Origin of the sequence: Promicromonospora umidemergens (assembly GCF_024171995.1) — a bacterium.
Taxonomy (GTDB): Bacteria; Actinomycetota; Actinomycetes; order Actinomycetales; family Cellulomonadaceae; genus Promicromonospora; species Promicromonospora umidemergens.
On record NZ_JAMTCT010000019.1, the window covers coordinates 88454 to 109530 of the forward strand.

15 protein-coding genes and 1 tRNA gene are annotated in these 21077 nt (G+C 71.0%); 3 read left to right on the forward strand and 13 right to left on the reverse strand.

Annotation, left to right across the window (positions count from 1 at the left end):
- Positions 1 to 150: 150 nt before the first annotated feature.
- Entirely contained in the window at positions 151 to 1809 is a 1659-nt protein-coding gene (locus APR04_RS23580) for an ABC transporter substrate-binding protein (RefSeq protein ID WP_253875052.1), read from the reverse strand.
- 226 nt (positions 1810 to 2035) lie between these two features.
- On the opposite strand from APR04_RS23580, the gene APR04_RS23585 reads away from it, so the two are divergent.
- Entirely contained in the window at positions 2036 to 2836 is an 801-nt protein-coding gene (locus tag APR04_RS23585) for a class I SAM-dependent methyltransferase (RefSeq protein WP_253875054.1), read from the forward strand.
- Position 2837: 1 nt separating this feature from the next.
- Here APR04_RS23585 and APR04_RS23590 read toward each other — a convergent pair whose 3' ends face one another.
- The 3 genes from APR04_RS23590 to polA are packed head-to-tail and all read right to left on the reverse strand — an operon-like array spanning position 2838 to position 6207.
- Entirely contained in the window at positions 2838 to 3197 is a 360-nt protein-coding gene (locus APR04_RS23590; RefSeq protein WP_253875056.1) for a DUF5615 family PIN-like protein, read from the reverse strand.
- Positions 3198 to 3202: 5 nt separating this feature from the next.
- Positions 3203 to 3430, reverse strand: a complete 228-nt coding sequence (locus tag APR04_RS23595) for a DUF433 domain-containing protein (protein ID WP_301312903.1) — start codon at positions 3428 to 3430, stop codon at positions 3203 to 3205.
- A 47-nt stretch (positions 3431 to 3477) separates the two neighbouring features.
- The gene (gene polA / locus APR04_RS23600) at positions 3478 to 6207 is read right to left on the reverse strand and encodes a DNA polymerase I (protein WP_301312904.1); all 2730 of its coding nucleotides are present in this window, start codon (positions 6205 to 6207) and stop codon (positions 3478 to 3480) included.
- Between the two features lie 64 nt (positions 6208 to 6271).
- Between polA and APR04_RS23605 the strand changes: the two genes are divergently transcribed.
- On the forward strand, positions 6272 to 6655 hold the full coding sequence (locus APR04_RS23605) for a PaaI family thioesterase (RefSeq protein WP_253875113.1): 384 nt from the start codon (positions 6272 to 6274) through the stop codon (positions 6653 to 6655).
- A gap of 28 nt (positions 6656 to 6683) precedes the next feature.
- Here the strand turns inward: APR04_RS23605 and APR04_RS23610 are convergent, their stop codons facing one another.
- Both APR04_RS23610 and APR04_RS23615 read right to left on the reverse strand, forming a co-directional pair.
- The gene (locus APR04_RS23610) at positions 6684 to 7334 is read right to left on the reverse strand and encodes a GNAT family N-acetyltransferase (protein ID WP_253875060.1); all 651 of its coding nucleotides are present in this window, start codon (positions 7332 to 7334) and stop codon (positions 6684 to 6686) included.
- Positions 7335 to 7459: 125 nt separating this feature from the next.
- Positions 7460 to 8122, reverse strand: a complete 663-nt coding sequence (locus APR04_RS23615) for an ANTAR domain-containing response regulator (protein WP_372496165.1) — start codon at positions 8120 to 8122, stop codon at positions 7460 to 7462.
- An 82-nt stretch (positions 8123 to 8204) separates the two neighbouring features.
- Between APR04_RS23615 and APR04_RS23620 the strand changes: the two genes are divergently transcribed.
- A tRNA-Leu gene (locus tag APR04_RS23620) sits at positions 8205 to 8288 on the forward strand.
- Between the two features lie 9 nt (positions 8289 to 8297).
- Here APR04_RS23620 and APR04_RS31140 read toward each other — a convergent pair.
- The 7 genes from APR04_RS31140 to trpB form a co-directional block, all read right to left on the reverse strand.
- Positions 8298 to 9977, reverse strand: a complete 1680-nt coding sequence (locus APR04_RS31140) for a RyR domain-containing protein (RefSeq protein WP_253875062.1) — start codon at positions 9975 to 9977, stop codon at positions 8298 to 8300.
- Between the two features lie 130 nt (positions 9978 to 10107).
- On the reverse strand, positions 10108 to 11544 hold the full coding sequence (pyk, locus tag APR04_RS23630; protein WP_253875064.1) for a pyruvate kinase: 1437 nt from the start codon (positions 11542 to 11544) through the stop codon (positions 10108 to 10110).
- Positions 11545 to 11614: 70 nt separating this feature from the next.
- Entirely contained in the window at positions 11615 to 13105 is a 1491-nt protein-coding gene (locus tag APR04_RS23635; RefSeq protein WP_253875066.1) for a glutamate synthase subunit beta, read from the reverse strand.
- The gene (gene gltB / locus APR04_RS23640) at positions 13098 to 17636 is read right to left on the reverse strand and encodes a glutamate synthase large subunit (RefSeq protein ID WP_253875068.1); all 4539 of its coding nucleotides are present in this window, start codon (positions 17634 to 17636) and stop codon (positions 13098 to 13100) included. Before gltB ends, APR04_RS23635 begins: the two co-directional genes overlap by 8 nt.
- A 160-nt stretch (positions 17637 to 17796) precedes the next feature.
- The gene (gene lgt, locus APR04_RS23645; protein ID WP_372496166.1) at positions 17797 to 18873 is read right to left on the reverse strand and encodes a prolipoprotein diacylglyceryl transferase; all 1077 of its coding nucleotides are present in this window, start codon (positions 18871 to 18873) and stop codon (positions 17797 to 17799) included.
- Positions 18870 to 19775 carry a tryptophan synthase subunit alpha gene (gene trpA, locus APR04_RS23650; RefSeq protein ID WP_253875070.1) on the reverse strand — a complete coding sequence of 302 codons (906 nt, stop codon included), beginning with the start codon at positions 19773 to 19775 and terminating at the stop codon, positions 18870 to 18872. Before trpA ends, lgt begins: the two co-directional genes overlap by 4 nt.
- Positions 19772 to 21067 carry a tryptophan synthase subunit beta gene (gene trpB, locus APR04_RS23655; protein ID WP_253875072.1) on the reverse strand — a complete coding sequence of 432 codons (1296 nt, stop codon included), beginning with the start codon at positions 21065 to 21067 and terminating at the stop codon, positions 19772 to 19774. The genes trpA and trpB overlap by 4 nt, the downstream gene beginning before the upstream one ends.
- Positions 21068 to 21077: the final 10 nt, after the last annotated feature.

A 21077-nucleotide genomic window follows, 5' to 3' on the forward strand; every position in this document is an offset into this window, starting at 1 on the left:
GACATGCGATTCATCGGTCACTCCGGCGGCTGGGCTCGTGGCCCGACGCCGAGGACTCCGGACAGCGGTCGGGGCGCGGCAGCCGCCGCGCCCCGACCTGAGGCATTTCACCCTAAGGCTTGGGGTCCCTAGGTAGTTCGGAAGGGAACCTTACTCGCCTCCGCCGAGGGTGATGACGTTGTACACCTCGTCCTGCACCGGAGAGATCGGGTAGCCCTCGATCTCGGGCGCGACGACGAGCGACGGCACCGGGCTCGCCAGCGGCACGCCGGGCAGGGCCTCCATGATCACCTCGTTGGCGTTCATGAACGCGGCCTCCTGCTCCTCGAGGGGAGCGTTGCGGGCGTCCTTGACCGCCTGGAACACCTCCGGGTCGTCGAAGCCCCACTCCAGGGACTGCGCGCCGAAGAAGGTGCCGATGAAGTTGTAGGTGTCGTTGTAGTCACCCGTCCAGCCCAGGAGGTGCAGGCCGTGCTTCTCGCCACCCTGGATGGTGTCGATGTAGGTCGGGCTCCACGGCTCGGGCGTCGCCTTGCTCGTGATCCCCACCTCTTCGAGGTCCGCGGAGATCGCCTCGAAGATCGCGGCGGCGTCCGGCATGTACGGGCGCGAGACCTCGGTCGGGTAGTTGAACTCGATCTCGAGGTTCTCCTGGCCGGCCTCCTTGAGGAGCGCCTTGGCCTTCTCAGGGTCGTACTCGTAGCTCTGGACGTCCTCGCTGAACCCGGTGACGATCTCCGGCACGAACTGCGTGGCGGGCTCCGTGCCCTCCGGCAGCGCTGCCTGGACCAGGCCCTCCTTGTCGATCGCGTGCGCGATCGCCTGACGGACCTTGATGTCGTCCAGCGGCTCCTGCGCCTGGTTCATACCCAGGTACAGGATGTTGAACGCGTCGCGGTCGAGGATCGTGTAGCCGCCCTCCTTGAGCGCGTCGACGTCGGCGGGCGCGACCAGGTCGTAGCCGTCGATGTCACCGGCCTCGAGCGCCTGACGACGCGCGGTGCCGTCGGAGATCACCGTGAACACGATGGTCTTGACGTCGGCGATCTCGCCCCAGTAGGTGTCGTTGGCGGTGAGGGTCACGCTCTCGCCGCTCTTCCACTCCTTGAACTCGTACGGGCCGGTGCCGACCGGGTGCTCCTTGCCGTACACGGTGAGCTGAGGAGCGTCGGACGTGCCCTCCACCTCGTCCGCCCCGAACTCCTCCAGCGCCGTGGGCGACTGCATGGCGAACGACGGCAGCGAGAGCGCCGGCACCAGCTCAGGGATCGGCTCCTTCAGCGTGACGACCGCGGTCGCGTCGTCGGACGCGTCGCAGGACGCGTACAGGCTGTCCTTGCCCGTGCCGCCGAAGACGACCTTGTAGTAGTACGAGAGGTTCTCGTGCGCGGCGAGACCGGTCCAGTCGTGCCAGCGGTCGAAGTTGAAGCAAACGGCCTCGGCGTTGAAGTCCGTGTCGTCGTGGAACTTCACGTCCTCCTTGAGGTGGAACGTGTACTCCAGACCGTCCTCGCTGACGTCCCAGCTCTCCGCGAGCAACGGAGCGGGGTCCGCGGTGCCCGGCTCGACGCCGACAAGCCCCTCGAAGATCTGGCGGGCGACCCGGAACGTCTCGCCGTCGCTGGCGAACGCGGGGTCGAGCGAGCTCGGCTCGGCCGATCCGGCGAACACGAACGTGCCGTCTCCGCCGTTGCTCCCGCCGTCACCGCCGTCGGCGTCCCGCTCGCTGGCGACACAACCGCTCAGAGCCACTGCGAACGCAGTCACCAGGGTGACGCCGCCCGCAAGGCGCGTAGCGCGTCGACGCATGGCACTCTCCTTCCTCGAGCGCACCGGCGGGCCCGGGTTCGGACACGACGACACGCAGACGTTTGGGCCTGACCTTAGGAGCGTTCTCGTTGCCTGCGTATTTCGCTTCCCTGACCGGAATCCAATCGTGACCCTTTCGTTATCGCCACGGCTGTGGTATTTCGCGCCGACTCATAGACGCGGTCATACGAAGCCATAGCGAGTACGCAGGCGCGATGATTGCCCCGTGAGCAACGACGAGCCGGTGTCCTTCGGCTACCGCGACGTGGCCGACGACGGCCGCGCCGCCCGGACCTGGTGGGACGCCAACGCCGACGAGTATCTCGACGAGCACCGTGACTTCCTCGGTGACGCCGGGTTCCGCTGGGGCCCCGAGGGCCTGACCGAGGCGGAGGCCCACCTGCTCGGCGAGACCGCGGGACGCGACGTGCTGGAGGTCGGGGCCGGAGCCGCGCACTGCTCGCGCTGGCTCGCCGCACGCGGGGCGCGGGCGGTCGCCACCGACTACTCGGCGGGGATGCTGGCGGGGGCGGGGCGCCTCGACGCCGCCACGGGCGTCGCCGTGCCGCGCGTCCAGGCGGACGCGCGGGCCCTGCCGTTCGCGGACGGCTCCTTCGACGTCGTGTTCACGTCGTTCGGCGCCCTGCCCTTCGTGCCCGACGCCGGCGCCGTGCACCGCGAGGCCGTGCGGGTGCTGCGCCCCGGCGGACGCTGGGTCTTCTCCGTCACCCACCCGCTGCGGTGGGCGTTCCCCGACGACCCGACCCGGCGGGGCCTGACGGCGTCCCGCTCGTACTTCGACCGCCGCCCGTACGTGGAGACCGACGCCGCCGGGCGCGTCCGGTACGCGGAGTACCACCGCACCGTCGGCGACCACGTGCGCGACGTCGCGGCCGCGGGGCTGCGCCTGGTGGACCTGGTCGAACCCGAGTGGCCGGAGTGGAACGACCAGGTCTGGGGCGGGTGGGGCCCGGAACGCGGCCGCTACCTGCCGGGCACGGCGGTCTTCGTGACCCTCAAGATCTGACTCACCCGAGGGGTAGCAGCCGGACCCTCAGATGGCCCGGGCGGACCGAGACGACTGCACCGGTCTCGATCTCCTCCGCCGCCTGGCCCAGGTTGTTGGCGAGCAGCTCGACCTGCTCCGTCGGCGTCAACTGGTCGACCGATCGAAGCAGGACCAGAGACGGGGCCTTGCCCTTGCTCAAGGCGAGCATGGTGGCGAAATCACTGTCGGCCGAGACAATCGCCGATTCGGTCTCGATCGCGTAGTCGGAGATTTCTTGGTCCGAGGCGGTCAGCAACCCGTGCTCGGACACGTGGCTCACGTCGAAGCCCTTTGCCTTCAGCCCGCTCACCACGACTGGCGACAGGTTGGCGTCGATCAACAGTCTCATGCGGCAGCGAAAGGTAGCTCTCGCTCCCTGAGTGCCTCCGCCGCGAACGCAAGCGCGGCATAGACGTCAGCAGGCTCAAGGTACGGATAGTCCGCCACAACTTGTTCGGCGGTACGCCCTGCGGCGAGCTGCCCGAGCACAGCGGTGACCGTGACACGCGTGTCACGGATGGTGGGGAGGCCCCCCATCCGACCAGGGTCAGCCGAGATGCGGTCGAATATCATTCCTACAGCCTACGATGCCGCCCTGTTGACCGCCAGGACCATTGCTGTCAGTGGCCCGCCTCGTGCCAGGTCGACCCCGTGCCCACCGAGACGTCCAGCGGCACGTTGAGCACGAACGCCGCACCCATCTGGCTGCGCAGGACGTCCTCCGCCGCGGCCCGCTCCCCCGGCGCCACCTCGATCACGAGCTCGTCGTGCACCTGCAGCAGCAGGCGCGAGCTGAGGCCGCGGGTGTCGAGCTCGTGCTGCACCTTGAGCATGGCGAGCTTGATGATGTCGGCGGCGCTGCCCTGGATGGGCGCGTTGAGCGCCATGCGCTCCGCCATCTGCCGGCGCTGCCGGTTGTCGCTCGTCAGGTCGGGCAGGTAACGCCGCCGGCCGAGGATCGTGGCGGTGTACCCGGTGGCACGCGCCTCCTCGACCACGCCCGAGAGGTAGTCGCGCACGCCACCGAACCGCTCGAAGTAGTCGTCCATCAGGGTCTGCGCCTCGCCCGTTGCGATGCCCAGCTGCTGCGACAGGCCGAACGCGCTCAGCCCGTAGGCGAGGCCGTACGACATCGCCTTGATCTTGGACCGCATCTCGGGCGTCACGTCGGCGGGTGCCACCTCGAACACGCGTGAGCCCACGTACCGGTGCAGGTCCTCCCCCGAGTTGAACGCCGCGATCAGGCCCATGTCACCCGACAGGTGCGCCATGATCCGCATCTCGATCTGGCTGTAGTCGGCGGTCAGCAGCGACTCGTACCCGGCGCCGACCTGGAACGCCCGCCGGATCTGCCGGCCCGCCTCGGTGCGGATCGGGATGTTCTGCAGGTTCGGGTCGGTCGAGCTCAGGCGGCCCGTCGCGGCGATGGTCTGCTGGAACGTCGTATGGATGCGGCCGTCGGGCGCGACGGACCTGAGCAGCCCTTCGACGGTGGTACGCAGGCGGGACACGTCACGGTGCGCCAGCAGGTGCGCGAGGAACGGGTGCTCCGTCTTGACGAACAGGTCCTGCAGGCTCGCCGCGTCGGTCGTGTACCCCGTCTTGATCTTCTTGGTCTTCGGCATGCCCAGCTGGTCGAACAGCACCTCCTGCAGCTGCTTGGGGCTGCCGAGGTTCACCTCCCGGCCGATCACGGCGTACGCCTCGGCGGCGGCGTCCGCCACGCCGTCGGCGAACTGCCGCTCCAGTCCGGTCAGGTACTCGGTGTCTGCGGCGATGCCGATGCGCTCCATGCGCGCCAGCACGCCCGACAGCGGCAGCTCGACGTCATCGAGGAGGTGGGTGGCGCCGCGGTCGGCGAGCTCGCCCTCCAGGGCCGTCGCGAGCTCGGCCACGCCGTGGGCGCGCACCGCCTCCGCCTGCCCCTCGGCCTCGCCCTCGAGCGAGAGGTCGAGAGCGCCCTGCGCGCCGTCAGGCTGCGCGACCTTGAGCTCCCGGCCGAGGTGTCGCACCGCCAGGTCGCCCAGGTCGTAGCCGCGCTGGTCGGGGTAGCAGAGGTACGCGGCGAGCTCCGTGTCGAACGTGACGCCCTCGAGGTCCATGCCGCGCGCGGCGAGCATGTGGGCGGCGGCCTTCGCCCCGTGCAGGATCTTGGGCGCCTTCGTGTCGGCGAGCCAGGTCCCGAGCGCCTTCTCGTCGTCGGGGCCGAGCTGCGTGAGGTCGAGGTATGCAGCCTCACCACCCGGTTCCGCCACGGCGACGGCCCAGGCGTCTCCGCCGCCCGCGACGACCTTGCCGGCCACCTCGACGCCCACGTGCTCCGAGCGGGCGGCGAGCCAGGCACCGAGGGCGCCCGGCGCGACGTCGGCCAGGTCGAGCTCGATCCCGGCGGCCACGGGAACCTCCTCCGCAGCGGCGCCCGAGGGGTCCACGGCGAGGAGACGGTCGCGCAGCTGGCCGAACTGCAGGGTGTCCGAGACCAGGTGCACGGCCTCGCGGTCGAAGCCCTCCAGGGCGAGGTCGGCCACGCCGAGCGGCAGCTCGACGTCGGTCAGCAGGGCGTTCAGCTCCCGGTTGACCCGCACCTGGTCGATGTGCGCGCGCAGGCTCTCGCCTGCCTTGCCCTTGACGTCCTCCGCGGCGTCCAGCAGAGCGGCGAGGCCCCCGTGCGCGGTGATCCACTTGGCGGCGGTCTTGGGCCCGACGCCGGGCACGCCCGGCAGGTTGTCGCTGGTCTCGCCCACGAGTGCGGCGAGGTCGGGGTAGCGCTCCGGCGGCACGCCGTACTTGGTCTCGACCGCCGCGGGGTCCATGCGGGCCAGCTCCGACACGCCCTTCTTCGGGTACAGCACGGTGACGTCACCGTTCACCAGCTGCAGCGCGTCACGGTCGCCCGAGCAGACCAGCACCTCCATGCCGGCCGCCGTCGCCTGCGTGGCCAGCGTCGCGAGGATGTCGTCCGCCTCGATGCCCGCGAGCTCGACCGACGGGATGCGCAGGGTGTCCAGAACCTCCTTGATGAGCGGAACCTGCCCCTTGAACGCGTCCGGCGTAGCGGCCCGTGTGCCCTTGTACTCGGGGAACCGCTCGGTGCGGAAGGTGACGCGGCCCGCGTCGAACGCCACGCCCAGGTGCGTGGGCTGCTCGTCCCGGAGCAGGTTCGTCAGCATCGACGTGAAGCCGTAGACGGCGTTGGTGATCTGTCCTGAGCTGGTCGCGAGGGTGTCGGGCAGCGCGTAGAACGCCCGATAGGCCATGGAGTGGCCATCGATCAGCAGGAGACGGGGGCGGCCTGACGCAGGCTTGCCCGGAGTACGGCTTGGCACGGTGGAGGTCACGCCTGACAACATAGCCCGCATGACTGACACGAGCGCTTCCGCGACGCCCCCAGAGCCCGCCGTCGACTGGAAGACGATGTACGGCGGCGCCGGCACGACGGGCACGCTGTTCGAGCGGATGGAGATGGAGCTGCTGGAGCTCGCGCCGGACCGCGCGGTCGGGCGCATCCCGGTGAAGGGGAACACCCAGCCGGCGGGCCTGCTGCACGGCGGTGCGTCGGTGGTGCTCGCCGAGACGCTCGGCTCGCTCGCCGCGCAGGCGCACGCGGGACCGGACAAGAAGACCGTCGGCATCGAGGTGAGCGCCACCCACCACCGCGGAGCCCGCGAGGGCTATGTCACAGGTACGGCGACGGCGATCCACCTGGGCCGTACGACGGCGTCGTACGAGATAGTCATCACCGACGACGCGGGCAAGCGGGTGTGCACCGCACGCCTGACCTGCCTCATCCTCTCCTGAACCGCTCGCCTGAACCGAGGGTGCGGGCTCAGCTGGCCTTCGCCGGGCGGCGGCGAGACGGCGCGCCGCCGCCCACCGGGCGCATGTCGATGGGCCCGGACTCCATGACGGACCGGGCCCGGCGGCGGCGGGCGATGAGATCCTCGAGGCCTCCGCGCGCAGACCGACGGCTGTGGTGCGCGCCGTCACGCGCTGCGGCATCTGTCGCGAGGCGGCGCTGGAGCGCTGCGACGGACACCACACGGTGCCCTGCCGCCGGGGCGAAGCCGAGCCGGGCGAGGAACCGCTGCACTCCACGGTTGCCGGGGACCGGCGCGGAGTAGATGTCGTCGCACTCGTGCTCGGCCGCGAGATCGGCTGCCGCGCGGAGCAGCGCGTGCCCGACACCGTGGCGGCGCGCTCGGGGCGCGACGAACAGCATGTCGAGATACAGGCTCGCGCGGTGCGCGAAGAGGTAGGCCGCCACGACCCGGCCAAGGATGACGCCGACGACCTGCCCGTTGTGCTCAGCGACCAGCACGTGCCCTCCGGCCGCGAGCAGCACGCTGAGGTGCTCCAGCAGCCGGCCGGCGTCCTGGGCCCCGAGCTGGGCCCCGGTCGGCGAGTCGTCTCGGGCCTCGACGGCCAGTGCGGCGACGGCCGGCAGGTCGTCCTCGCGGGCGGGGCGTATCTCGAGCACGCTCATCTCCTTCCGGGATCTGAAGTTTCGGGCGTCAAGCCCGACTGAGCGCCGAGACTAGTCCTCACCCTGCCGACAGAGAACCTGCGAAGCGAGATTTCACCCGCTCCAGACGTCTGCCAGGGTCAGGAGCCGACCTGCTCGATGACGGCGTCCGCGACCTCGCGCATGGTGAGGCGACGGTCCATCGACGTCTTCTGGATCCAGCGGAACGACTCCGGCTCCGACAGGCCCATCTTGGTCATCAGGAGGCCCTTGGCACGGTCGACGCGCTTGCGGGTCTCGAAGCGTTCGGTGAGGTCAGCGACCTCGGCCTCCAGCGCGCCGATCTGCGAGTAGCGCGAGATCGCGATCTCCACGGCGGGCAGCAGGTCGGCCGGGGTGAAGGGCTTCACCACGTACGCCATGGCACCCGCGTCGCGGGCACGCTCGACGAGCTCCGTCTGCGAGAACGCCGTGAGCAACACCACAGGGGCCGCGTGGGCCTTGCCGATGCGCTCGGCGGCGGAGATCCCGTCCAGCTCGGGCATCTTGACGTCCATCACGACGACGTCGGGCTTCAGCTCGATCGCCAGGTTCACAGCAGTCTCGCCGTCGCCGGCCTCACCCACCACGTCGAACCCTGCCTCGCGCAGGGTCTCCACGACGTCCATGCGGATGAGGGCCTCGTCCTCGGCCACGACAGCACGGCGGGACGGGTTGGCGGGAGCTGCCTCCGGCTCGGCGTCGATCATCGGGGGCAGGTCCAGGGAAAGCTTCTCGGTGTTCTCGTCGGTCACGGAGTACATCCTACGTCGCGCACACCCGGGCTTGGGGCCTGGACCAGGGTATGGTTCGATGTCCGCCGGGACACACTTCAGGTCCCGGCAGGCCGGGTTGGCGGAACAGGCAGACGCGGCGCTCTCAAAAAGCGCTGCCCGCGAGGGCGTGTGGGTTCAAGTCCCACACCCGGCACACAGCAGCTCAGGCGTCGACGAGGGCCTCCAGGACCCGTCCCTCCTCGTACCGCACGACCTCCAGCCCGAACTCCGCGAGGATCTCGGGCAGGAGCCGCACCACGTCCCGGTCCTTCTCCCGGTTCACCTCGGGCAGCTCTGACCACGGCATGCCGATCATCGGGTGCACGCGGGCGGCGTCGTCCCGCACCGGGCCGCTGCGCCAGCCCTGCGCCACGCGCACCGACTCCCACAGCTCGTGCTCCGCCTCGGCGAGCCTGTCCAGCTCGACGCCCTCGAACACGACCTCAGCGGCCCCGTCGCGCGGCGCGATCGTCGCGCCCATCCGCGCCAGGCGCTCGGGCAGGCCGACGACCCACCCGCGGTTGGACGCTCGCAGGTCCTCGGGGAGGTCCTCCCAGCGCACCATGGCGGGGACCTCGCCCCAAGCGACCCCGCGCTCGAGCTGGTTGCGCAGGTAGACGTGGTGCACGGACCGCGCGATCCGCTCGTACATGTCGGCGTGCGCGCGGGCCTCCTCGCGCTCGACGTCAGCGAGCAGGTCCCGCATGGTCACGGTGCGCAGCCGTCCGTCCAGGTTGTCGAGCACCCGGGACGCCTCCGTGCCGAAGGCGCTCGAGAGCCCCGCCAGGCCGTCAAGCAGGAGCACCAGCGACCCCGGGCCGCCGTGCCACAGCTTCGTGGCCGTGAGGGCCACGCGCAGGGACGTGCCGTCGGAGGCATGGCAGACGTAGACGACGTCTGGCACGCCGGGGACGCCGGCGCCGAGCGCCGCCGCCGCGCGCAGCTCGATCTTCTCCGCCACGGGCGACCACCGGGCGCGCAGCGCCCCGGTGACCGCCTCGGCGTCGTCCGCGATCAGGTCGACCGTCAGGCGGGCCCCGTCGCCCGCGAGCTCCCACTCGCGGGCCAGCCCCACGACGAGGGCCTTGGCGAACTCGCCCGAACCGACCACCGCCACGCGGGTCCGCGCGGCCGGGCCACCCGGGCCGTCGACCATGCGCCGGACCTCGCGCACGGCGAGCGCCTGCGCGGCGATGACATCGAGCGTGAAGAAGTCGACGCCTGGTTCTGCACAGCTCAGGTGGCGCGCCTGGAGCGCTACGCCGAGCTCGGGGTCGCTCACGTGGGCGTACAGCCGCTCGGGTCCCCTGCCGGAGCGGCGGACGGCGTTCTCCGCCTCGGCCACGGTCAGCACGTTGGCGGTGGCTTCCTCCGTGTCGTCGCCGCACGCGTACAGGACGGTCGCGCCGGTGAGACCCGCAGCACCCAGGCCGGCTGCGTCCGCGGTGCGCAGCACCCGGTGACCTGCGGCCTCCAGGGCGGCGGTGACGGTGTCCGCGGCGTCGGTCTGCCCCACGACTATCGCGTGGCCGCGCGCACGCCGGTCCCTGAACCGGCGGATCTCTCCCGTGAACAGGGCGCGCGCTGCCTCGAACAGGGCGTAGACGGCAGTGGCCGGCGCGAGGAACCGGGCCACCTGGAGCTGCCAGGAGAGCGGCCCGCCACCGCTGGCCGGGTCGGCGCCCATCACGAAGAGCTGGAGGTCGTGGTAGACGACGTCGTACCAGGTGCGACCGGGCAAGTGGCTGGTGTCGAGCGCGAGGCCCCACCAGCCGAGGCCGAGCGAGACCACGACGAGGGCGGAGAAGCCGAGCCGGGACCAGGGGAAGGAGGTGCGGGTCACGCCCGGAACAATAGCGACATCTCCCCCAGCTGGCGGACGCTGGCACTTCCACGGACACGAAAAGGCCCGGACCCCCGTGAAGGGTGTCCGGGCCTGTCCGGTCCGACCGGCACCGACCGGCCGACCGTCGTCAGGCCGTGCTGTAGCCGTCGACGTGCGAGCCGATGCGGTGCACCAGGATCGAGTTCGTCGTGCCGGGCACGCCGACCGGAGCACCCGAGACCACGACGACCAGGTCGCCCTTCTCTGCGAGGCCCTGGTCCTGCAGCGTCCGGTCGACCTGGTCGACCATCGCGTCGACGTTCTCCACCTTCGGCACCAGGTACTCGGAGGTACCCCAGGTGAGCGCGAGGGTGTTGGCGACGTGCTGCTCCGGGGTGAAGGCGAGCAGCGGGATGGACGAGCGCAGGCGGGACATCCGGCGCGCGGAGTCACCGGACTGCGTGAACGTCACGAGGTACTTCACCCCGAGCGTCTCGCCGATCTCGGCGGCGGCGCGCGTGATGGCGCCACCACGCGTGTGCGGCGTGGAACCGAGCGGCGCGATGCGCTCCCGGCCGGCCTGCTCCGTGGCCTCGATGATCCGGGCCATGGTCTCGACCGTGACGATCGGGTAGTCGCCCACCGAGGTCTCACCGGACAGCATCACGGCGTCGGCGCCGTCGAGCACCGCGTTGGCGCAGTCCGACGCCTCGGCGCGGGTCGGCGTCGGCGACGTCGTCATGGACTCGAGCACCTGCGTGGCGACGATGACCGGCTTGGCGTTGCGCCGCGCCATCTCGACGATGCGCTTCTGCACGAGCGGCACCTGCTCCAGCGGCATCTCGACCGCGAGGTCACCGCGCGCCACCATGACACCGTCGAACGCCGCGATGATCTCGGCGAGGTTGTCCACGGCCTGCGGCTTCTCGATCTTGGCGATGACGGGGACCGTACGGCCCTCCTCCTCCATCACGCGGCGGACGTCCTCGTAGTCCTTGGCGGACCGCACGAACGACAGCGCGATGAAGTCGGTACCGAGCTTGAGCGCCCAGCGCAGGTCGGACTCGTCCTTGTCGGACAAGGCCGGCACGGAGACCGCGACGCCGGGCAGGTTGATGCCCTTGTTGTTCGAGACGGGGCCCGGGACCTCGACCTCGGTGATGACCCGCGGGCCCTCGACGGCGGTGACGCGCACGCGCACCTTGCCGTCGTCGATCAGCAGCGGGTCGCCCACCTTGGCGTCCTGGTTCAGGCCCTTGTGGGTGGTCGACACGAGCTCCCGGCTACCGAGGACGTCCTCGGTGGTGATGGTGAACGTGTCGCCCTTGTTGAGGAAATGCTTCTCGTCCCCGGCAAACCGGCCGAGCCGGATCTTGGGGCCCTGCAGGTCGACGAGTACGGCGACCGACTTCCCGGCCGCCTTCGCGGCCTCACGCACGTGACGGTAGACCGCCGCGTGCGCCTCCTGCTCACCGTGGCTGCGGTTGATCCGCGCCACGTTCATGCCGGCGTCTACGAGTTCCCGGAGCTTCTCCGGCGTCTCCGTAGCGGGTCCGATGGTGCACACGATCTTGGCTCTGCGCATGTCTCCAGCCTAGGCAGGTGGGCGCCGCAGCGCCCTGTGGGGGTGAACAACTCCCGGGCGGGTTCTCCGGTCACGACCGCAGAGCGAGCGTGCGCGGACGCACCGGGGCAGGCAGCTCGGTGCTGCCCTGCAGGTAGGTATCAGCCGCGGCGGCCGCAGCACGGCCCTCCGCGATGGCCCACACGATGAGGGACTGCCCGCGGCCGGCGTCGCCGGCCACAAAAACACCGGGCAGGCTTGCAGCGTAGTCGTCGCCGCGGGCGACGAGGCCACGCTCGGTGATCTCGATACCGGTCTGCTCCTCGAGCACACCGGTCTCCGGGCCGGTGAAGCCCATGGCGACGAGCACGAGGTCGGCGGGGATCTCGCGCTCCGTCCCGGGCGTGGCGGCGCGACGTCCGTCGGGCAGGTACTGGGTCTCCGCGACCTTGAGGGCGCGGACGTTGCCCTCGGCCCCGGGCTCGGAGCTGGCCAGGAACTCCACCGTGGACGCCAGGTAGGTGCGCTCGCCGCCCTCCTCGTGCGAGGTCGAGACCTCGAACAGGATCGGGTCGGTCGGCCACGGCTGGTTCGCCGGGCGCTCGGTCGGCGGCATCTTGCCGATCGCGAGCGTGGTGACGCTCGCGGCACCCTGGCGCAGCGCGGTGCCGAGGCAGTCGGAACCGGTGTCGCCGCCGCCGATGATGACGACGTGCTTGCCGGCAGCCGTCGGCGCGCCCTCGGGGAGGACGTCCGGGGTACCGGCGCGCACCGCGTGGTTGACGGGCGTCAGGTAGTCCATGGCGAAGTGGATGCCGGGCAGGTCCCGGCCGGGCAGGGGCAGGTCGCGCGGCACGGTCGCACCGGTGGCGACCACGACGGCGTCGAACCGGCGGCGCAGGGCGTCCCAGCTCATGTCCTTGCCGATCGTGGTGCCCGCACGGAAGCGCGTGCCCTCGGCCTCCATCTGCGCCAGACGGCGGTCGATGTGCAGCTTCTCGAGCTTGAAGTCCGGGATGCCGTAGCGCAGGAGGCCGCCGACGGCGTCGTCCCGCTCGTACACGACGACGGTGTGCCCGGCGCGGGTCAGCTGCTGCGCCGCGGCCAGCCCGGCGGGGCCGGAGCCGACGACGGCGACAGTCGAGCCCGTGAGCCGCTCCGGCACGTGCGGCGTGACCAGCCCGCGGGCGAACGCCTCGTCGATGATCGAGACCTCGACGTTCTTGATGGTCACCGCCGGCTGGTTGATGCTCAGCACGCAGGACGACTCGCACGGCGCCGGGCACACGCGGCCCGTGAACTCCGGGAAGTTGTTGGTCGCGTGCAGGCGGTCGATCGCGTCGGCCCACTGGCCACGCCAGACCAGGTCGTTCCAGTCCGGGATCAGGTTGCCCAGCGGGCAGCCCTGGTGACAGAACGGCACGCCGCAGTCCATGCAGCGGCCGGCCTGCTCCTTGAGGAAGGCCTGTCCCTCCGCGCGGTGCGCGTGGGTGTCCTTCCAGTCACGCAGCCGCACCTCGACGGGCCGGTTCGGCGGGAGCTCCCGCTCCCGGATCTTGAGAAACCCTCTGGGGTCAGCCACGTGCCACCTCCATGATCTGGTCCCAGACGGACGGGTCCCACTGGGTCTTGCCCGAGACGTCGGCGCCTGCGGCCTCCGCCTCGCTGAGTGCCAGGCGCACGCGCGCCCAGCCGGGCGGCAGCATGCGGCTGAACCGGCCACGCGCGAGCACGGGGTCGTCGAGCAGCTCTGCCGCCACCGTCGATCCGGTCTCGGCGCGGTGCCGCTCCAGCAGCCCGCGCACGGTCTCCCAGTCGGCGTCGTCCAGCGGCTCGAGGCTGAGCTCGCCCGCCTCGAGCGCCGCCTGGTTGACCCGCGAGACCCGCAGGTCCAGGAAGTACGCGGTGCCGCCGGACATGCCCGCACCGACGTTGCGGCCGGTGGGGCCGAGCACCAGCACCGTGCCACCCGTCATGTACTCGCAGGCGTGGTCGCCGACGCCCTCCGCGACGAGGGTGGCGCCGGAGTTGCGCACGCCGAACCGCTCCCCCACCCGACCGCGCAGGTAGACCTCGCCGGAGGTGGCGCCGTAGCCGATGACGTTGCCGCCGATGACGTTCGCGCCGTCGAGCACCGATGCCTTGTCCGGGCGGACCACGATGCGGCCGCCCGACAGGCCCTTGCCGACGTAGTCGTTGGCGTCGCCGAACAGGCGCAGGGTGATGCCACGGGGCAGGAACGCGCCGAGCGACTGGCCCGCCGACCCGGTCAGGGTCACGTCGATCGTGTCGTCGGGCAGGCCGGCGCCGCGGTACCGCTTGGTGACCTCGTGGCCGAGCATCGTGCCGACCGTGCGGTTCACGTTCCGGATCGGCAGCTCGATGCGCACCGCCTCACCGCGTTCGAGGGCCGGGGCCGCCGCCGTGATGAGCTGGTTGTCCAGCGCCCTGGCGAGGCCGTGGTCCTGCAGCGTCGTGTGCCGCAGCGAGGAGCCCTCCTTGAGCTGCGGCTTGGCCAGCACCGGGGTCAGGTCGAGGCCCTGCGCCTTCCAGTGGTCGACGGCCTTGCGGGTGTCGAGCACCTGCACCTGGCCCACCGCCTCCTCGAGGCTGCGGAAGCCGAGCGCCGCGAGGTGCTCACGCACCTCCTGGGCGATGAACTCGAAGAAGTTCACGACGAACTCCGGCTTGCCGGTGAACCGGCTGCGCAGCTCGGGGTTCTGCGTGGCGACGCCGACCGGGCACGTGTCGAGGTGACACACCCGCATCATGATGCAGCCCGACACGACCATGGGCGCCGTCGCGAAGCCGAACTCCTCGGCCCCGAGCAGCGCTGCGACGATCACGTCGCGCCCGGTCTTCATCTGGCCGTCCACCTGCACGACGATGCGGTCGCGCAGGTCGTTGAGCACGAGCGTCTGCTGGGTCTCGGCCAGGCCGATCTCCCAGGGCGTGCCCGCGTGCTTGAGCGACGTGAGGGGCGAGGCGCCGGTCCCGCCGTCGTGCCCCGAGATCAGGACGACGTCGGCGTGCGCCTTGGACACACCGGTCGCCACCGTGCCGACGCCGAACTCGCTGACCAGCTTCACGTGGACACGCGCGGCCGGGTTGGCGTTCTTCGCGTCGTGGATCAGCTGGGCCAGGTCTTCGATCGAGTAGATGTCGTGGTGCGGCGGCGGCGAGATGAGCCCGACGCCAGGCGTCGAGTGCCGGGTGCGCGCCACCCACGGGTAGACCTTGGACCCGGGCAGCTGCCCGCCCTCGCCGGGCTTGGCGCCCTGGGCGAGCTTGATCTGGATGTCGGTGGCGTTCGTCAGGTACTCCGACGTCACGCCGAACCGGCCCGAGGCGATCTGCTTGACGCGTGAGCGCCGTTCGTCGTCGTAGAGCCGCTCCGGGTCCTCGCCGCCCTCGCCCGTGTTGGACCGGCCGCCGAGACGGTTCATCGCGATCGCGAGGGTCTCGTGCGCCTCGGCCGAGATGGACCCGTAGGACATGGCGCCCGTGTTGAACAGCGTGACGATGTCGCTGATCGACTGGACCTCGTCGATCGGCACCGGCTCGCGGTCGGGGTTGAAGCGCAGCAGGCCGCGCAGCGTCATGAGGCGGTTCGACTGCTCGTCCACGCGCCGGGTGTACTGCCGGAAGATGTCCATCCGGCCGGACCGGGTGGCGTGCTGCAGGCGGAACACCGTCTCGGGGTCGAACAGGTGGTCCTCCCCGTCGCGCCGCCACTGGTACTCGCCGCCCGTGGTGAGCCGCTCGCCCGGCTTCATGTTGCCGGACGGCGGGTACGCCTCGGCGTGCCGCGCCGCGACCTCGGCCGCGATGACGTCCAGCCCGATGCCGCCGAGTCGCGAGGTGGTGCCCGTGAAGTAGTCCTCGACCAGGTCGTGGGCCAGACCGACGGCCTCGAAGATCTGGGCGCCGCGGTACGACATGATCGTGGAGATGCCCATCTTGGACATGACCTTGAGCACGCCCTTGCCGAGCCCCTTGATGAGGTTGGCGACGGCCTTCTCGGGAGTGACCTCCAGGTACCCGCGGCGGGCGAGGTCCTCGACCGTCTCCATCGCGAGGTACGGGTTCACGGCGGCCGCGCCGTAGCCGATGAGCAGCGCGACATGGTGCACCTCGCGCACGTCGCCGGCTTCGACCACCAGCGACACCCGGTTGCGGGTGTGCTTGCGCACCAGGTGGTGGTGCACGGCGCTGGTCAGGAGCAGCGACGGGATCGGGGCCAGCTCGGAGTTGGCGTCGCGGTCGGACAGCACGAGGAAGCTCGCACCCTCCTCCACGTACCGGTCGACGTCGGCGAAGATCGCCTCGAGCCGCGCCAGCAGAGCACCGCCGCCGCCCGAGACCTCGTAGAGGCCCTGGATCGTCTCGGCGTGGAAGACGCCTTCCAGCTCCCGGTCGCGCTCGACGTGCACGATCTTGGCGAGCTGGTCGTTGTCCAGCACCGGGAAGCCGAGCACGAGCTTGCGGGCGTGCTCCGGCAGGTCGGCGAGCAGGTTGGGCTCCGGCCCGATCGCGCTGCCGATGGCGGTGACCAGCTCCTCGCGGATCGCGTCCAGCGGCGGGTTGGTGACCTGCGCGAACATCTGCGTGAAGTAGTCGAACAGGAGCCGCGGACGCTGCGAGAGGACCGCGACGGGCGTGTCGGAGCCCATGGCGCCGAGCGGTTCGCCGCCGGTGGTCGCCATCGGCGTCAGGATGATCTTGAGCTCTTCCTCGGTGTACCCGAAGGCGCGCTGGCGCCGCCGGACCGACGCCGGGCTGTGCGCGACGTGCTCGCGGTCGGGCAGCTCCTCGAGGTGGACGGAGTGCTCGCGGATCCAGTCGCCGTACGGGTGCTGCGCGGCGAGGCCGGACTTGATCTCCTCGTCGTCGACGATCCGGCCGGAGCCGGTGTCCACGAGGAACATCTTGCCGGGCTCGAGGCGGCCCTTGCGAACCACCGTCGCGGGGTCGATGTCGAGCACGCCGGCCTCGGAGGCCAGCACCACGAGCCCCTCCTCGGTGACCCACCAGCGACCGGGACGCAGGCCGTTGCGGTCCAGCACGGCCCCGATCAGGGTGCCGTCGGTGAACGTGAGGGAGGCAGGGCCGTCCCACGGCTCGATGAGGTTGGCGTTGTACTCGTAGAACGACCGCAGCGCCGAGTCCATGCTCGTGTTGTTCTCCCAGGCCTCCGGCACCATCATCAGCACGGAGTGCGGGAGGGACCGGCCGCTCAGGTGCAGCAGCTCGAGCACCTCGTCGAAGCTCGCCGAGTCGCTCGCGCCGGGCGAGCACACCGGCTGCAGGGCCTTCAGGTCGCCGAGCACCTCGGACTCCATGGTGCCCTCGCGCGCCGCCACCCAGTTGCGGTTGCCGCGCACCGTGTTGATCTCACCGTTGTGGGCCAGCAGCCGGAACGGCTGGGCCAGGGGCCACGACGGGAACGTGTTGGTGGAGAACCGCGAGTGGACCAGGGCCAGCTCCGTGGCGTACCGCGGGTCGGACAGGTCCGGGAAGAACGGCTCGAGCTGCGCGGTGGTCAGCATGCCCTTGTACGTCAGGGTCCGGGAGCTGAGCGAGGCGAAGTACAGGCCTACCTCGATCTCGGCACGCTTGCGCAGGCGGTAGGTCCGCCGGTCCAGGTCGATCCCGGACAGCCCCCGCGACGGGTCGGCCACGACGATCTGCCGGAACACCGGCATGGAGGCGCGCGCCGTCGGGCCAACGATCCCGGCATCCACCGGGACGTCGCGCCACGCCAGCACGTCGAGCTTCTCCTCGGCGGCCAGCGCCTCGACGCGGCGCACCATGGCTTCGCGCTCGGCGTCGTCGGCCGGCAGGAAGGCCGTACCGATCGCGTACATCCCCGCGGGCGGCAGGTCGACGCCCACCACGTCACGGATGAACGCGTCGGGGATCTGGGTGAGGATCCCGGCGCCGTCGCCGCTGTCCTCCTCCGCCCCCACCGCACCGCGGTGGTCGAGGTTCAGCAGGGCGGTCAGCCCGGCATCGACGATGTCGCGTCCGGGCGTGCCGCGGAGCGTCGCCACGAAGGCGACGCCGCACGCGTCATGCTCGGCTGCCGGGTCGTACAGGCCGGCACCAGTCATCGGCGCGGGCAACCCAACCCTTTGTGTCGGCAACGGCTTGGTCATGGGTCCTCACAGGCACCCGGCCATGGCCGGGCGCAGTTCCTTGCGATGGTCCGGGACGACGGCGGCCCGGTCGGTCAGGGGGCTCGTCGTCCGGTGGTCCCGGCGGTCGTGCCCCTCAGGTGCGCGTGGAGGTGTCCGCGTCGGACTCCTCCACTGCTGCGTTCTTCTGTTCCTCCGGCTCGGCCGCTGCCTCGCCGGTCTCTTCACCCGCTGGGTCCGGCTCTGGGTCAGGCTTCGGGTCGGCCTCAGGTCCGGCCGACGGATCATCCCCCGCTGGCCGCAGCCGTACCGACTCTTCCCTGGTGGGGAACCTCCGAGCCAGCACTGTCGAGATCACCATGGCCGCGAGGCCCAGGAGGACCGAGGTCCAGACGTTGAGACGGAGCCCCAGCACCAGCTCTGCATCGTCGATGCGAAGCATCTCGATCCAGACCCGTCCGAGAGTGTAGAGCAGAACGTACGCCCAGAATACCCGCCCATGACCCAACTTGAACCGGCGGTCGAGGAAGAGGAGGGCTCCGGCCATCGCCAGGCACCACAGGAGCTCGTACAGGAACGTCGGGTGGAACAGCGTGCCCTCGGGGTACGCCACGCCCGTCGCGGGGTTCGACACGAGGTACTCCGCGTCGATGTACAGGCCCCAGGGCAGCTCGGTGGGTCGTCCGTACAGCTCCTGGTTGAACCAGTTGCCAAGGCGCCCTACGGCCTGCGCGACCAGGAGGCCGGGCGCGGCGGCGTCGGCGAAGGACGAGAGCCTGACGCCCTTCTGCCGGCAGCCGATCCACGCCCCGACGGCGCCGAGCGCCACAGCGCCCCAGATGCCGAGGCCGCCCTCCCAGATGTAGAGCGCCTTGATCGGGTCGCCCCCGCCCGAGAAGTTCTCGCCGAAGTAGCGGTCGGGCGAGGAGAGCACGTGATAGACCCGGCCGCCGAGGAGGCCGAACGGCACCGCCCAGAACACGATGTCGAGGACGTCGTCCGGTTTGCCGCCGCGAGCCTTCCACCGCCTGGCGGTCATCCAGACGGCGATCGCGATGCCGGCGAGGATCGCCAGGGCATAGGCCCGCAACGGGACGATCCCGAGATACCAGGTGTGCTCGGAGGGACTGGGTATCTCGGTGGCAAGAACAGCCGGCAGCACAGCGGTCAACTCGATGGGCAGAGTTGCCGGCAGCACGGTCAGCAGCGTCACGGGGCCTCTCCGGGAACGGCGGTCGCGCCGGCAGGTGCGTCGGGCGCGGTGGTGCGCGCCGACCGTACCCCGGCGGCGAGGTCCTCCGTCACCTCGGCCAGCTTCGTGAGACGGTCGGCCCACTCGGCGTCGCCGAGCGCACCGTCCGACAGGAGCGGCCGGACCAGCGCGGACCCGACGATGACGCCGTCAGCGAAGCGGCCGATCTCCTTGACCTGCGCACCGGTGGAGACGCCGAGGCCCACGCAGACGTTGACCGCGCCGGCGGCGCGCGTGTCGGCCACGAGCTGCTCGGCGCGCGAGCCCACCTCGGCCCGCACCCCGGTCACGCCCATGAGCGACGCCGCGTAGACGAACCCGCGCGTCGCGTCTACCGTGCGCCGGAGCCGCTCCGGAGTCGAGCTCGGGGCCACGAGGAAGACGCGGTCCAGGCCGTACGCCGTGCTCGCGGCGATCCAGTCGGGGCCCTCGTCCGGGATGAGGTCGGGCGTGATGAGCCCGGCGCCTCCTGCGGCGGCCAGGTCCCGTGCGAACGCATCGGCACCGTACTTGAGCACCGGGTTCCAGTAGGTCATGACCAGCACGGGAACGTGCGGGGCGTAGTCGGACACCTCGCGCAGCACACGAAACACGTCCCGCACGCGAACGCCCGCGTCCAGCGCCGCCTGCGCGGCCTGCTGGACCACCGGACCGTCGAGCACGGGATCGGTGTACGGGATGCCGAGCTCGACGATGTCCACGCCGTGGTCGATCAGGGTCTTGATCGCCTCGATCGACCGGTCCACCGTCGGGAAGCCCACCGGCAGGTAACCCACCAGGGCGGGCCGGCTCTCCTGCTCGCGCAGCCGGTCGATGAGGTCGCTCGTGCGCGACTCCGTAGCCGGCTCTGTCACAGCGCTCATCCCCGGCCCTCCTGCCGCTCGAGCTCTTCTGCCGCGACGCCGCCCGCGGCGCCGTCGAGCAGCCCGAACCAGCGGGCTGCCGTCGCCACGTCCTTGTCGCCGCGCCCGGAGAGGTTCACGAGGATCAGGAGCGGCTCGCCGTCGGGCCCGGTACGGCCTTCCGCAGCCGCGGTCTTGCCGATCCGCAGCGCGCCCGCGAGGGCGTGCGCCGACTCGATGGCCGGGATGATGCCCTCGGTGCGGCACAGCAGGTGGAACGCCTCCATGGCCTCGACGTCGGTCACCGGCTCGTAGGTGGCGCGCCCCAGGTCGTGCAGCCAGGCGTGGGCGGGGCCGACGCTCGGGTAGTCCAGGCCCGCCGACACCGAGTGGCTGGGCAGGGTCTGCCCGTCGTCGTCCTGCAGCAGGTAGGAGCGTGCGCCGTGCAGCACGCCCAGCGCGCCGCCGCTGAACCGGGCCGCGTGCTTGCCCGAGTCGATGCCCTCGCCGCCGGCCTCGAAGCCGCACAGGTCGACGCCCTTGTCGTCGAGGAACGCGTTGAAGATTCCGAGCGCGTTGGACCCACCACCCACGCACGCCGCGACGACGTCGGGCAGGCGGCCGGCCCGGTCCAGGATCTGCTCCCGCGCCTCCTCACCGATGATGCGGTGGAACTGACGCACCATCTCGGGGAACGGGTGCGGGCCCGTGACGGTGCCCAGCAGGTAGTGCGTGGACTCGACGTTGGCGACCCAGTCGCGCAGCGCCTCGTTGATCGCGTCCTTGAGGGTGCGCGAACCGATCTTCACCGGCACGACCTCGGCGCCGAGCAGGCGCATCCGGGCCACGTTGAGCGCCTGGCGCCGGGTGTCCTCCTCGCCCATGTAGATCACGCACTCGAGATCCATCAGGGCGGCGGCGGTGGCGGTGGCGACGCCGTGCTGGCCGGCCCCGGTCTCCGCGATGAGGCGCTTCTTGCCCATGCGCTTGACCAGCAGGGCCTGCCCCAGCACGTTGTTGATCTTGTGCGAGCCGGTGTGGTTCAGGTCTTCGCGCTTGAGGAAGACTCGGACCGCGCCCGCCGTGCCTCCGGCATGCTCTGCGAACCGCTGCACCTCGGTCAGCGGGCTGGGGCGGCCCGTGTACTCCCTGTGCAGGCGCTGCAGCTCGGCCACGAACTCCGGGTCGTCGGCCGCCTTGCGGAACTCGGCCTCGAGCTCCTCGAGCGCGGCGATGAGCGCCTCGGGGACGAAACGCCCGCCGTACTGGCCGAAGTACGGGCCGGAGACGTCGGACAGCTTAACGTCAGTCACCTCGGATCCC